The organism is Microbacterium sp. I2 (genome assembly GCF_051364985.1).
Taxonomy (GTDB): Bacteria; Actinomycetota; Actinomycetes; order Actinomycetales; family Microbacteriaceae; genus Microbacterium.
The window spans coordinates 742,210-756,115 of sequence record NZ_JBLWIH010000001.1 but is presented as its reverse complement, the minus strand read 5'-3'; the positions used below and the strand labels follow the sequence as shown (position 1 = coordinate 756,115).

Annotated in this window: 12 protein-coding genes; all 12 read left to right on the top strand. The window is 69.9% G+C overall.

Features of this window, described 5'->3' with window-relative positions:
* Positions 1–1,092, top strand: a 1,092-nt coding sequence (locus ACLKM7_RS03550; protein WP_436445731.1) for an NDMA-dependent alcohol dehydrogenase, incomplete at its 5' end; no start/stop codon positions are given.
* Positions 1,093–1,114: 22 nt separating this feature from the next.
* A complete protein-coding gene (locus tag ACLKM7_RS03545) occupies positions 1,115–2,599 on the top strand; it encodes an aldehyde dehydrogenase family protein (protein WP_436445730.1) in 1,485 nt (494 codons plus the stop codon).
* A gap of 18 nt (positions 2,600–2,617) precedes the next feature.
* Positions 2,618–3,748 carry an NDMA-dependent alcohol dehydrogenase gene (locus ACLKM7_RS03540; protein ID WP_436445728.1) on the top strand — a complete coding sequence of 377 codons (1,131 nt, stop codon included), beginning with the start codon at positions 2,618–2,620 and terminating at the stop codon, positions 3,746–3,748.
* A 64-nt stretch (positions 3,749–3,812) separates the two neighbouring features.
* Complete coding sequence (locus ACLKM7_RS03535) at positions 3,813–4,361, top strand: UGSC family (seleno)protein (protein ID WP_436445727.1); 549 nt, start codon at positions 3,813–3,815, stop codon at positions 4,359–4,361.
* Positions 4,358–5,428: a hypothetical protein gene (locus ACLKM7_RS03530; RefSeq protein ID WP_436445726.1), complete on the top strand. Its 1,071-nt coding sequence runs from the start codon at positions 4,358–4,360 to the stop codon at positions 5,426–5,428. The genes ACLKM7_RS03535 and ACLKM7_RS03530 overlap by 4 nt, the downstream gene beginning before the upstream one ends.
* 64 nt (positions 5,429–5,492) lie before the next feature.
* Positions 5,493–6,599, top strand: coding sequence for a zinc-dependent alcohol dehydrogenase (locus tag ACLKM7_RS03525; RefSeq protein WP_436445725.1), 1,107 nt, complete (start codon positions 5,493–5,495; stop codon positions 6,597–6,599).
* Between the two features lie 16 nt (positions 6,600–6,615).
* Positions 6,616–7,662, top strand: coding sequence for an amidohydrolase family protein (locus ACLKM7_RS03520; protein ID WP_436445724.1), 1,047 nt, complete (start codon positions 6,616–6,618; stop codon positions 7,660–7,662).
* Positions 7,663–7,897: 235 nt separating this feature from the next.
* Positions 7,898–9,685 carry an ABC transporter substrate-binding protein gene (locus ACLKM7_RS03515; protein WP_436445722.1) on the top strand — a complete coding sequence of 596 codons (1,788 nt, stop codon included), beginning with the start codon at positions 7,898–7,900 and terminating at the stop codon, positions 9,683–9,685.
* Entirely contained in the window at positions 9,682–10,713 is a 1,032-nt protein-coding gene (locus ACLKM7_RS03510) for an ABC transporter permease (protein WP_436445721.1), read from the top strand. Before ACLKM7_RS03515 ends, ACLKM7_RS03510 begins: the two co-directional genes overlap by 4 nt.
* A complete protein-coding gene (locus tag ACLKM7_RS03505; protein ID WP_168911428.1) occupies positions 10,700–11,587 on the top strand; it encodes an ABC transporter permease in 888 nt (295 codons plus the stop codon). Before ACLKM7_RS03510 ends, ACLKM7_RS03505 begins: the two co-directional genes overlap by 14 nt.
* Positions 11,584–12,765, top strand: a complete 1,182-nt coding sequence (locus ACLKM7_RS03500; RefSeq protein ID WP_436445720.1) for an ABC transporter ATP-binding protein — start codon at positions 11,584–11,586, stop codon at positions 12,763–12,765. Before ACLKM7_RS03505 ends, ACLKM7_RS03500 begins: the two co-directional genes overlap by 4 nt.
* Positions 12,762–13,895 carry an ABC transporter ATP-binding protein gene (locus ACLKM7_RS03495; RefSeq protein WP_436445718.1) on the top strand — a complete coding sequence of 378 codons (1,134 nt, stop codon included), beginning with the start codon at positions 12,762–12,764 and terminating at the stop codon, positions 13,893–13,895. The genes ACLKM7_RS03500 and ACLKM7_RS03495 overlap by 4 nt, the downstream gene beginning before the upstream one ends.
* Positions 13,896–13,906 lie beyond the last annotated feature (11 nt).

The window sequence follows — 13,906 nt, the reverse complement described above, 5'->3', positions numbered from 1 at the left end:
TTCGGCTGGGCGCCCCCCACGCCGTGGGAGGTCACCGAACTCGAACTCGACGAGCCGCGCGCGAACGAGGTGCGCGTCAAGGTCTACGCCGCAGGGCTCTGCCACTCGGACGACCACATCCAGAAGGGCGATGCGCCGATGCGGATGCCGGTCGTCGGCGGTCACGAAGGCTGCGGCATCGTCGACGCGGTCGGCGACGGCGTCACGCGTGTCAAGGTCGGCGACCGCATCGTCTTCTCGTTCATCCCCGCGTGCGGCAAATGCCGCTACTGCTCCACCGGCCGGCAGAACCTGTGCGACGAGGGGAAGAACGCCTCGACGGGCCAGTTCCCCGACGGCACATTCCGCTTCCACCAGGACGGCGTCGACTTCGGCGGGCTGTGCGTACTGGGCACCTTCTCGCAGTACACCGTGGTGTCGGAGTACTCGGTCGTGCCGGTCGCCGACGACCTGCCGTTCGAGGTGGGCGCCGTGATCGGGTGCGGCGTGCCCACCGGATGGGGCTCGGCGGTCCACGCGGCCGGCGTGCGCGCCGGCCAGACCGTCGTGATCTTCGGCGCGGGCGGCGTCGGCAGCAACGCCGTCCAGGGCGCGGCCCTCGCCGGTGCGGAGCGCGTGGTCGTGGTCGACCCGGTGCCCTTCAAGCGCGAGATGGCCGAGGTCTTCGGCGCGACCCACACGTTCGAGACCGCCGAAGAGGCGGCGGAGTTCGTCGTGCAGTCCACGTGGGGCGAGCTCGCCGACCACGCGATCATCACGGTGGGCGTGCTCCACGACAAGGTGATCCACGACGCGGTGAACATCGTCGGCAAGACCGGCCAGGTCACCATTACGGCCGTCGGCAACGGCTGGATCGACGAGAACCCCGGCATGCTCATCGGCTTCCAGCGCCGCATCCAGGGGGCGATCTACGGTGCGTGCAACCCGCTGGTCGACATCCCGCGGCTGGTGAGCCTCTACAAGAGCGGAAAGCTCAAGGTCGACGAGCTCATCACGCGCACCTACTCGCTCGACGAGGTCAACCAGGGCTATCAGGACATGCTCGACGGCAAGAACATCCGCGGCGTCGTCCTCATCGACCACGACAACTGATCCGATCGCAGAGGACGAAGTCATGACGCTCACCACTCCGAACCCGACCCTCGCCGAGTCCCTCGTGGTCGACGGCGCGCAGCTCATCGGCGGCGAATGGGTGCCCTCGCGCACCGGGCGCACGCTCGATGTCATCAATCCCGCCAACCGCGAGCGCCTCGCGTCGGTCCCCCGCAGCGACGCGAGCGACATCGACGCCGCGGTCGAGGCCGCGGAGCGCGCATTCCCCGCGTGGCGGGACCTGAACGCGACGGCGCGTGCCGCGCTGCTGTTTCGCTGGGCCGCCCTCATCGAGGAGCACTCGGCCGAGATCGACCAGCTCGAGTCGCAAGAGGTCGGGCGCCCGCACTGGGGGCCGCCGCCGATGGCGGGCCAGCTGCGCTTCATCGCCGGACAGGCCGACAAGGTGCAGGGCGTGTCACTCCCGACCTATTCGCCGGATGCCCTCGGGTTCACCCTCCGCGAGCCCTACGGCGTGGTCGGGGCCATCATCCCGTGGAACGCGCCAGGCCCGATGTTCGTGACCGAGGTGGGCGCGGCCATCGCGGCGGGCAACACGATCGTGATGAAGCCCGCCGAAGACGCGCCGCTCACGCCGCTCGCGCTGGCGAAGCTGTCGATCGAGGCCGGCATCCCCGCGGGCGTGATCAACGTCGTCACCGGCTACGGCCACGAGGCCGGCGCGGCGCTGCCCGCACACCCGCGGATCCGGCGCATGGGCTTCACCGGCTCGCCGTTCACCGGCTCGCTCATCATGGCCGCGTGCGCGAAGAACCTCACGCCGCTGCACCTCGAGCTGGGAGGGAAGTCGCCCCAGGTGGTGTTCCCGGATGCCGACCTCGACGTGGCCGTGCCGGCCATGGTGTCGGGCATCACGCTCAACACCGGCCAGATCTGTGCCGCCGGCTCGCGCGTCGTCGTGCTGCGCAGCGTCCACGACGAGCTCGTCGAGCGCCTGGCGACCCAGATGCAGAAGATCACGGTCGGCCCGTGGCATCAGCCCGTCAACATGGGGCCGCTCATCAACGAGAAGCAGCACGACCGCGTGCTCGGCTACATCGAGGCGGGGAAGGACGCCGGTGCCGACCTGGTGACCGGCGGTGGCGTCCCACGGGGCGGCGACTACGGTGACGGGTTCTTCGTCGAGCCGACGCTGTTCGACGGCGTGTCGCCCGATATGAAGATCGCCCGGGAGGAGATCTTCGGACCGGTGCTCTCGGTCATCGCCGTCGACGACGAGCGCGAGGCGATCGAGGTCGCCAACGGCACCGACTACGGACTGGTCGCGTCGGTGTGGACCAGCGACGTCGGCACGGCCATCCGCATGAGCAGGGCTCTGCAGGCCGGGCAGGTCGCGGTCAACAACGCTCTCGGCGCGGCCGTCATCGGCGGCCCGTTCGGCGGCTACAAGTCGAGCGGCTTCGGCCGCACCATGGGCGCCGACTCGGTGCTCGAGTGGACCCAGGTCAAGACCGTGTCGATGCGTCCCGCGACGCCGGCGCGCTGAGAGGCAGGCAGTTCAGCCATGGCAACCATCACCACACGCGCGGCCGTCGCCCACGGCCCCCACGAGGAGTGGGAGCTCACCGAGCTGCAGCTCGACGATCCGAAGGAGCACGAGGTCCGCGTGAAGCTCGTCGCCTCGGGCCTGTGCCACTCGGATCACCACATCACCGAGGGCGACGCGCCGGTGCGCTTCCCGATCGTGGGCGGCCACGAGGGCGCCGGCATCGTCGAGTCGGTCGGCCCGAATGTGCGCCGGGTGAAGCCCGGCGACCGCGTCGTGCTGTCGTACATCCCCGCATGCGGCGCGTGCCGCCCGTGCTCGACCGGACACCAGAATATGTGCGTCAAGGGCCTCAACGCCGGGACCGGCATGTTCCTCGACGGCACCTACCGCTTCCACCGCGACGGCGAGGACTACGGCGGGTTCTGCTCGCTGGGCACCTTCTCGGAGTACGCCGTCGTGTCGGAATGGGCGGTCGTGCCGCTGCCGGGGCACATCCCCTTCACGGTCGCGTCGCTCGTCGGCTGCGGTGTGCCCACCGGCTGGGGATCGGCGGTCTACGCCGCCGGCGTGAGAGCCGGCGACACCGTCGTGATCTTCGGCGCGGGCGGCGTCGGCAGCAACGCGGTGCAGGGCGCCCGGTTCGCCGGCGCCAAGGACGTCATCGTCGTCGATCCTGTCGAGTTCAAGCGCGAGAACGCGCTCACGTTCGGCGCGACGCAGACGTTCGCGACGGCGCAGGAGGCGCACGATTTCGTCGTCTCCACGACGTGGGGACAGCTCGCCGACCATGCCATCATGACGCCCAACGCCGTCACCGAAGAGATGGTGAACGCCGCCGTCATGATGACCGGCAAGGGCGGCAAGGTCACTATCACGGCCGTCGGCCATCTGACCGAGAAGGCGGTGCACGTGCACGCCGGCATGCTGATCGGCTACCAGCGGCAGATCCGCGGCGCGCTCTTCGGCGACTGCAACCCGCTGTACGACATCCCCCGCCTCCTGCGGCTGTACGACTCCGGAGACCTGAAGCTCGACGAGCTCGTCAGCCGCACCTACTCGCTCGACCAGGTGAACGAGGCGTACGACGACCTCGTCGCCGGCCGCAACATCCGGGGCGTGATCGTGCACGACCCCGCGCTGGCCTGACCCGAGGCATCCGCCCGTCCCGCGCATCGCTGTCATGAAGTCGCTGTCAGAGAAGGAGCTCTCGATGTCCCACGCGATCCTCGATCCGACCGGTCGCGCCGCGACCGCCGACGCGGTGTCGCTCGGCGGCCTGGCGCCTCGCCGAACCGACCTGCGCGGCACGCGCATCGGCCTGCTCGACAACACCAAGCACAACGCGATGCTCTTCCTCACCGAGGTCGGCAGGCTGTTGGTGTCGGAGCACGGCGCCGCCGACGTGTCCATCGTCGAGACGAAGGCGAGCTTCTCGGTGCCGGTCGGCGACGACATCGTCGCCCGCTACCGAGAGGCGTGCGACGTCGTGATCACCGGCGTCGGGGACTGCGGGTCGTGCAGCGCGGCCGCGGTGGCCGACGGGATCAACTTCGAGCGCGCCGGCATCCCCGCCGCCGTGGTGCTGACCGACGCCTTCCTCACCACGGGCCGTACCATGGCCCGCGTCCAGGGCGCGCCGGACTACGAATGGATCACGACCGAGCATCCGATGGCGGTGCTCGATCCGGAACAGGTGAAGAACAGAGCCCGGATGCTGCTGCCCGAGGTCGTCGGATCGCTCGTCGAGGGCGGCCGATGAGCGCGCCCGCCGTCGAGGCCGAGCTCGACGCCGAGGCCGCGCAGCGGGCGATCGAGCACTGCTACGAGCAGGGCTGGAGCGACGGGCTGCCTCTCGTGCCGGCGACGCGTCCGCTCGTCGACCGGTTCCTCGAGGCCGCGGGACGACCCGCGGACGAGATCATCGGCCACATGCCGCAGGTCGACCGGACGGTCACCGTGGAGCTCGCCGCGATCAACGCGGCGATGGCGGGATGCCGTCCCGAGTACTTCCCGGTGGTGCTCGCTGCGTGGGAGGCGCTCATGCGCGAACGGGCGGCGAAGGGTGGCGGATGGCAGTCCACGAGCGGTCCGGCGCCCCTGATCATCGTGAACGGCCCGGTCCGCGGGCGCCTGGGGTTCAACAGCACCGGCGGCGTTTTCGGCCCCGGTTTCCGCCCGAACGCGACGGTGGCGCGGGCGATCGGCCTCATCGTCCGCAACGCGTTCGGGGTCGTCCCTCATGAACTCGAGCAGGCGACCCAAGGACTGCCCGGGCGATGGTCGATCTGCTTCGGCGAGAACGAAGAGGACAGCCCGTGGCCGCCGCTCGGTGCCGAGCTCGGAGTCACCGGGGATGCCGTGACCGCCACGCTGCTGCGCACGTGCGAGTACGTCGACAACCGGCACACCAGTGACCCCGAACAGCTGCTCGGGGACTTCGCCGACACGATCGGGCGTTCCGGCTCGTGGATCTTCCAGCACGCCGGCGTAGGAGTGGTCCTGTGCCCCGAGCACGCCGACCTGCTCGCCGGTGCCGGATACAGCCGGTCGGATGTGCAGCGCTGGCTGGCGGAGCACTCGGGTCGTTCGACCGAGGCGCTGGCCCGCGCCGGCAAGGACTACGCCGAGAAGGGCGTGCGTCGGCCGGGCGACGGCACGCCCGGCGACCGGTTCCAGCGCACGATCCCCGAGGGCGCGGAATCGAGCATCCTCGTCGCGGTCGCGGGATCGCGGACGGCCGGCATCTCGATGGTCGTGCGCTTCTTCGCCGACTGGTCGGGCACTGCGGTGCCGATCGTGGCCGCCGCGCCGGCGGATGCCGCATGAGCGGCTCTCGGACTCCAGATCAAGGCCGCATGACGGCCGAACACCCAACGAAGGCGAGTCGCAGATGACCCAGATGGTGCGTGCCGCGGTCCAGACCGGACCGCGAGCGATCGAGATGCGCGAGTTCGCGCGACCGAGGGTAGGCGCCGATGACGGCCTGCTCCGCGTGGAGGCCAACGGCATCTGCGGCAGCGACATCGAGATCTACCGCGGTCACATCGGCACGAACCGCGACCCGTTCATTCCCGGTCACGAGCCCATGGGGATCATCGAGGAGCTCGGCGAGCGGGCGGCCGAGCGGTGGGGCGTGGAGGTCGGCGATCGCGTCGCGCTCGAGGTCATCGTGCCGTGCCGTGCGTGCCACGACTGCCTCAGCGGCCGGTACCAGGCGTGCCGATTCCGCAAGTACGGGCACGGCGTCACCGGCATCGATGTCGAGCCGAGCCTGTGGGGAGGGTTCGCCGAATACCTCTACCTCTCTCCCAACACGGTGCTCCACAAGATCGACAAGACGCTGCCGGTCGAGATCGCCGCGATGTACAACCCGCTCGGCGCGGGCGTGCGCTGGGCGGTCGATCTGGGCGAGGTCGGCCTGGGCGATTCGCTCCTGGTGCTGGGCGCAGGGCAGCGGGGCCTCGCCGCCGTCATCGCGGCCAAGGCCGCCGGCGCCTCCCAGGTGTTCGTGACGGGTCTGGCGAGCGACGCGCACAAGCTCGCCGCGGCGCGAGAGCTCGGTGCCGACCACACGTTCATCGTCGACGGCGACGATCCCGTCGACGTCGTCGCAGCCGTGCACGACCTCACCGACGGGCGCGGCGTCGACGTCGCCCTCGAGGTGACGCCGATGGCAGCGAAGCCCATCACCGACGCCATGCTCGCGACGCGCCACGGCGGCCGCGTCGTGCTCGCAGGACTCAAGGGGCACCGCGAGATCCCCATCACGACCGACCTCATCATCAATCGGGCCCTCACCATCAAGGGCGCGTTCGGGGTCGACTCGACGGCTAACAAGAAGGCCATCGCCCTGCTGGAGTCGGGTCGCTTCCCTCTCGAGAAGCTCCACACGCACACGTTCGGGCTCGATGAGGTGGGCGTCGCGATCGAGACGCTCGCCGGCGAGACCGACGACAAGACCGCCATCCACGTCTCGGTGCATCCGAGCTTCGCTTGACCGGAGGACGCACATCGTGATCGTCGACGCCCACGCGCACCTGCTGCCCAAGGACTATCCGGCAGACGCCCCGTCCTGCTTCCCTCACATGGAGCCCATCGAGGACTCGACCGACCGCCTGCTGGTCTTCGGCAAGACGAGGTTCCCCGCGAAGGAGGTCTTCTTCGAGGCGGAGCGCCGCGTCGAGGCGATGGACGCCTCCGACATCGACGCCGAGGTCGTCAGTCCCATGCCGCCGCTGCTGCGCTACGACCTGCCCGCCGCCGACGGTCTCGCCCTCGCGCGTCACGTCAACGACTTCGCGGCCGAACTGAGCGGCCACGCACCCGAGCGGATCGTGGCGCTCGGCATGGTCCCGATGCAGGATCCGGATGCCGCAACCGCGGAGCTGGCGGCCATGAAGGAGCAGGGTCTCGCGGGCGTCGAGATCGCCTCGAACATCCTCGGCAGCTCGATCGGGGACGAGAAGTTCCTGCCGTTCTTCCAGGAGGCGCAGCGCCTGGACTTCCCGGTGTTCGTGCACGCGATGCCGTCGCCGATGGACCGGCTGCCGATGTCGGCGATGGGAACCTATGTCGTGGGGATCGAGGGCATGTTCGCCGCGGCATCCCTCATCCTCGGCGGCACCGCCGCGGCGTGCCCCGACCTGCGCATCTCGTTCAGTCACGCCGCCGGAGGCCTGGCGATGATGCTGCCCCGCGCCAACTATTTCTGGGGCGGGTCGTGGAATGAGGAGCCCCCGAACCGGGAGCGGGCGGTCATGCCCGACGACGGGCCGTCGCCGCTGGAATACGCCCGGCGGTTCTACTACGACGCCATGGTGTTCGACCGGCGCACCATCCGGTACCTGATCGATCTGCTCGGGGCCGACCGGCTGCTGGTCGGCTCGGACTTCCCCGCGATGCTGCGCGAGGAGCCGGGTGCCAAGACGCTGCGCGACATGCAGCTGCCCGATGACGAGTGGGCAGACATCAGTCACCGCAACGTCATGCGCTGGCTCGGGAGAGACGACCTCGGCACCGCGCCGGTCGCGGCAGGAGCCGCTCACACGGGTGCCCGCTGACCCACCGCAGCGCCCCGGCACCACGCGCGTCGGGGCGCTTCGGCGTGCCCGCCGCGCGGCGTCGTACGGCCGTGCACACCGCCGGCTCCGGGGTCTCTTTCGTCGGGTGGAAGTCGCATGGATCGGGCCCATCCCGTCGGGAAGACTCCCACCAAGTCCGGTCGCCCGAGGGCACAGCGGTCATGGCAGACCCACTCGCCGAGCCGCACACCGGTCCACGATCAGGGAGCATCACATGAAGAGAAGTGCGAAAGGCGCACGGTCAGCAGCGCGGCTGATCGGGGTGCTCGCGGTCGTCGCGAGCATGAGCGTGTGGGCGACTGCATGCGGCGCGGGCGGAGCCGATCCCGACAGCGGGTCGGTCGACGGAGGCGGCGAGCCGCAGGCCGGGGGAGACCTCACGGTTCTGGTGGACGCCGGCTTCGCGGGTGGGTGGGCCACGGGCCTCGACCCGGCCACCAGCAACACCACCGGCGCGAACTTGCCGCAGAACTCGGCCATCTTCGGCGGGCTGTTCACGCTCGAGGCGGATGAGGACGGCAGCAACGCCCGCATCGAGCCGAACCAGGCCGAGAGCTACGCGTGGAGCGACGACGAGCTGACGCTGACGGTCACGCTGCGCGACGGCATCACCTTCACGGACGGGACGCCGCTGAACGCCGAGGCGGTGGTGTGGAACTGGATCCGCGCCCTCAACTCGGGCAGCACCGGCGCACCCCGGATCGATCTCGATCTGACCCTCGCCGCGCCGCAGCTGAGCGAGGACTTCATGGCGAGCCTGTGGGCAGCGCTTCCCGCGGATGTCGATCAGGCCGCGGTCCAGCAGCAGCTGGGTGCGATCCGAGCGGTCGACGACCTCACCGTCGAGCTGCAGCTGGCGACCGTCAACGGCTCGCTCGTCAACGGATTCCCCACGTCCAGCTTCAACCTCATCGCATCGCCGACCGCCTACGCGGAGCTGGGCGGCGAGGCCTTCAAGCAGACTCCGGTCGCGGCGGGTCCCTTCATCATCGAGAGCAACAAGCTCAGCGAACGGCTCGAGCTGACGAAGAACCCGGAGTACTTCAAGGACGGACTCCCGTACCTCGATGCGCTGACCTTCCAGTCCGTGGCGGGCGACCAGGTCGCCTACCAGACGCTCCTGGCCGGACAGGGCGACGTTGTCGAGGGCCTCAGCGCGGTCACGCTCATCCAGCAGGCGCAGGGCAACCCCGACGTGAACGTGCTGCTCTCGCCGCCCACGTCGCCCTACGTCATCCAGCTCAACACCCGCACCGCTCCGTTCGACGACAAGCGGGCGCGCGAGGCGATCTACTACGCGACGGACTTCGCCGCCATCAACAAGGGCCTGTTCCAGGACGAGGGCGACATGAGCCAGTCCTTCACGGCATCGGGTGGTCTCTTCTACAACCCCGACGTCGAGGGGTACCGGGAGTACGACCCCGAGAAGGCGAAGGAGCTCGTCGACGAGATGGGCGGGCTCACGGTGCAGCTGGGCACGACCGACATCGTGACGGCGCGCTCGGTCACCACCGCGCTGCAGACGCAGTGGCAGGAGGCGGGCATCGACGTCGAGATCAGCGCCGAGCCGCTCGGCGACGTGATCACGCGCTTCATCGCAGGTGACTGGCAGGCGTTGCTGCAGACTGCGGGCGCGTGGGATCCGTCGGTCGGCATCGGCGTCGCGGTGCGCTTCGGATCTACCTCGCCGTTCAGCGGCACGCCGCTGCCCGAAGGGGCGGCGACGGCGACGGATGCCCTCGCGCAGGGTCTCACCACCGAGCTCGACGATCTGCTCCAGGCGGCGGTCGCGACCACCGACGAGGCGGAGCGCAAGGAGGCGTACGACGCCGTCGCGAAGTACATCTCCGACGAGGCCTACGCACCGTTCGGCATGGCGTTCTCGCCCGCGCAGGTCGTTCGCAAGGGCGTGCACGGCCCCGGTCTGACCACCCCGATCCCCGCGCTCGCGGTCAACAGCGGCGTGCTGTACGACCGGGTGTGGGTCGAGGGCGGCCAATGACAGCCACCGTCGAGACGACGTCCATCCGCGCCGAGAAGCCCCGCGGGCTTCTCGGCCGGGTGGCCGGCTCGCCGCTGGTCAGGCTGGTGGTGCGGCGCGTCCTCATCGCCATCCCGCTGCTGCTCGCGGTCAGCGTGCTCACGTTCGCCCTCATGGAGGCGATGCCGGGCGATCCCGCGCGGAACATGGCGGGGATGGATGCCACCGAAGCCGAGGTCGAGGCGGTCCGCAAGCAGCTGGGGCTGGACCGTCCTCCTGTCGAGCGGTACCTCACGTGGCTCGGCGGCTTCGTCACCGGCAACCTGGGCCGCTCGACGGTGAGCGGGCAGACCGTGGCCTCGATGCTCGACGAGCGGATGCCCGTCACGGTCGAGCTGGTGGCGTTCGCGTTCATTCTCTCGCTGGCGATCTCGGTGCCGGTCGCCCTCATGGCGGCTCGCCGGCCAGGCGGGATCTTCGACCGCATCGTGATGGTGATCTCGATGACGCTCCTCGCGGTCCCCAACTACGTCATGGCGCTGCTGCTCGTGCTGGTGTTCGCCGTCAGCCTGCGGGTGCTCCCGGCGATCGGATACGTCCCGATCCAGGAGGACCTCCTCGGCAATCTGCGCTCGGTCACCCTCCCGGTGCTGGCGCTGGGTCTTCCGATCGCGTGCTTCTATGCGCGCTTCCTGCGCGGCGACCTCGTGGAGCAGATGAACTCCGCCGACTACGTCGAGACGGCGCGCGCCAAGGGCGTCGGCCCCTGGAAGGTGCTGTGGTCGCACGCCTTCCGCAACTCGTCGTTCGGACTGCTGACGCTCGTCGGGCTCAACGTCGGCGGCCTCATCGGCGGCACGGTGATCGTCGAGCAGATCTTCTCGATGCCGGGCCTGGGCGTCATGATGCTGCAGGGCGTCGGCTCGCAGGACATCGCCGTCGTGCAGGCCTGCGTCTTCATCTTCGCGGCGGTCGCCGTGTTCGCCAACCTGTTCGTCGACGTGATGTACGCCGTACTCGACCCGAGGATCCGCTATGGCAGTCGCTGACGCGGCGACCACCGCCGCCGCTCTCACCCCGATCGACGTCGTCGACCGGAGCATCGTCTGGGCGCGGTGGCGCCGCCGGCTCGTGGTGTGGCTGCCGGCGGGATTCGTCGTGCTGCTGCTGCTGACGTGCTTCGTCGGCCCGTACGTGCTGCCGCTGCCCGCACCCGTCGGAGGAAGCGTCCTCGAGAGCAGCCTCCCGCCGGGTTCGCCCGGTCATCCGCTCGGGACCGACATCAACGGCAACGACGTGCTCTCGAGGCTGATCTACGGCGGGCAGGCCTCGCTCACGGTTGCGATCGCGACGAACGTCATCGGGCTGCTGATCGGCGGTCTCGTCGGCGCGCTCTCGGGATACCTCGGCGGTCGGGCCGACACGTGGATCATGCGCGGGCTCGACGTGCTCATCGCGTTCCCCTCCCTCGTGCTGACGATCGCGATCGCGCAGGTGCTCGGACCGAGCCTTCCCAATACGGTGCTGGCGCTCCTGGCGTTCAGCATCCCTGCTGTCGCCCGCATCGCGCGCTCCGCGACGCTGCGCGTGGTGAACATGCCGTTCGTACAGGCGGCGAGCCTCAGCGGCAGCCCCTGGTGGCGCGTGCTGCTGCGCCACATCGCGCCCAATATCACTCCGCAGATGCTCAACTTCGCGCTGCTCGGCATGGGCATCGTGATCGTCACCGAGGGTGCGCTGAGCTTCCTCGGGATGGGCATCCCGGCGCCCAGCCCGAGCTGGGGAAACATGATCTACGAGGGCCAGCAGTCGCTCTCGGCCACGCCGCTGCTGGTGCTGTGGCCGAGCCTCGCGCTGCTGGTGACCGTGCTGGCGTTCAACCTCCTCGGAGAGAACGTCCGAGACGAGATGAGCGGACGATGAAGCTGGCAGAGCGAACGGATGCCGACACCACGACGGGCGCGGACGACCGGCGGGTCGTGCTCGAGGTCGACGACCTGCGGGTGACGTTCTCACGCGCAGGACGCCGCATCCACGCCGTCAACGGGCTGTCGTACCGGCTGCACGCGGGCCGCATGCTCGCGATCATCGGCGAGTCCGGCTCGGGCAAGTCGGTGAGCGTGCGCGCCCTGATGGGACTGCTGCCGCCGAGCGCCTTCGTCGCCGGCTCGGCGCGGCTGGCGGGCACCGAGCTGGTGGGGATGAGCGAGAAGGAGATGCGGCGGATCCGCGGCGACGAGATCGCCATGGTCTTCCAGGACCCGGCGCGCTCGCTCAACCCGACGATGAGCGTCGGGGCCCAGATCACCGAGGCGATCCGCACGAAGAGCACGATCGACCGCAAGTCGGCGGCAGCGCGCGCCGTCGAACTGCTCAAGCTGGTGCGGCTTCCCGCCGCCGAGCGGCGGTTCCACGAGTACCCGCACCAGCTGTCGGGCGGCATGCGGCAGCGGGTCATGATCGCGATCGCGCTGGCGTCGAACCCGAAGGTGCTGATCGCCGACGAGGCGACCACCGCCTTGGATGTCACCACGCAGGCGCAGATCATGGAGCTGCTGGTGGACCTTCAGGATCGGCTGGGCACGGCAGTGATCATGATCAGCCACGACCTGGGTCTGGCGGCGAGCTATGCCGACGAGGTGCTCGTGATGTACGGCGGTCGGGCGGTGGAGTACGCCGCGACCGACACGCTGTTCCGCAACGTGCGGATGCCGTACACCAAGGCGCTGCTCGGGGCGATCCCGCAGCTGACGACGCCCCCGCACTCGATGCTCACGGTGATCGGCGGACACCCGCCCGACTTGTCGGCGCTGCCTCCGGGCTGTGCGTTCGCGCCACGCTGCCCGCGCGCGACGGCGCGGTGCGCCGAACGGCCGCCGTTGGACGAGCACGAACCCGGTCACCGCTACGCGTGCTGGCACCCGGTGATGCCGGGCGACGAGCTGGAGACTCCCGCCGGCGGCGTGCCCCCCGAGGACAGCGAGCTGGACGATGCCGAGCAGCTGCACACCGAGGGCCATGTGACGCCGCCGCCGACTCTGCTCACCGCCGGAGTCATCCCCAGCGAGGACCGCGTCCCGACCAAGAGGGAGCAGGCATGAGCGCCGCGCAGACCGCGACCCCCGAGACCGCGATCGCGGTGGCGCAGCACGGCGACGCGCTGCTGTCGGTGCGCCACCTCGTCCAGGAGTACGTCAGCAGGGGACCGGGCGGCGTCAAGGCCGGCGTCGTGCACGCCGTGTCGGACATCTCGTTCGAACTCGGCGTCGGTCAGACGCTCGGGATCGTCGGTGAGACCGGGTCCGGCAAGTCCACGCTCGCCCGCGCGATCATCCAGGTCGAGAAGCCGAAGTCGGGCGAGGTGTACTTCCAGGGCCGCAACATCGTCGGCATCGGCAAGCGCGACCTGCGCCGCGCACACGCGCAGATCCAGATGGTGTACCAGGATCCGTTCGGGTCGCTCAATCCGCGCTGGCGCGTCGAGGATGTGGTGGCCGAGCCGCTGCTCGGGCACACGTCGATGTCGCGGCACGCACGGCGCGCCCGCGTACGCGAGCTGCTGGATCTTGTCGGCCTCGAGCCCGACGTCTACCTGCGACGGCGACCGCTCGAGCTCTCGGGCGGGCAGGCGCAGCGCGTCGCGATCGCCCGGGCCATCGCGCTCAACCCCGCGTTGATCATCTGCGACGAGGCGATCTCGTCGCTGGACGTGCTGATCCAGGCGCAGGTGCTCAACCTCTTCGAGAAGCTTCGATCCGAGCTGGGGCTGTCGTACCTGTTCATCGCCCATGATCTCGCCACGGTTCGTCAGATCAGCGACCAGGTGGCCGTGATGCACCTCGGCCAGCTCGCCGAGATCGGACCGGCCGAGTCGGTGTACCGAGCGCCCCGGCATCCGTACACCAAAGCGCTGCTCGACTCGATCCCGGGCCTCGATCCCGAGACGGGCATCGCTCGACGACCGGTCCCGCTCACGGGTGAGCCGCCGTCGCCGCTGGCGCCGCCGAGCGGCTGCCGGTTCCGCACGCGCTGCCCCCGCGCGCAGGAGCTGTGCGCGGCCGAGACTCCCGCCCTCACCGAGCACGACCCCGGTCATTTCGCGGCGTGCCACTTTCCGCTGGAGGCACCCGTCGCGGTAGAGGGCATCGTCGCGTCTGAGGACGCGCTGCGGGCCTCGATCCGCTCGACGCCGCAGACCGACACCGTGGCCACGCCGGTCACGACCCGCTGAGACCGAAGAGA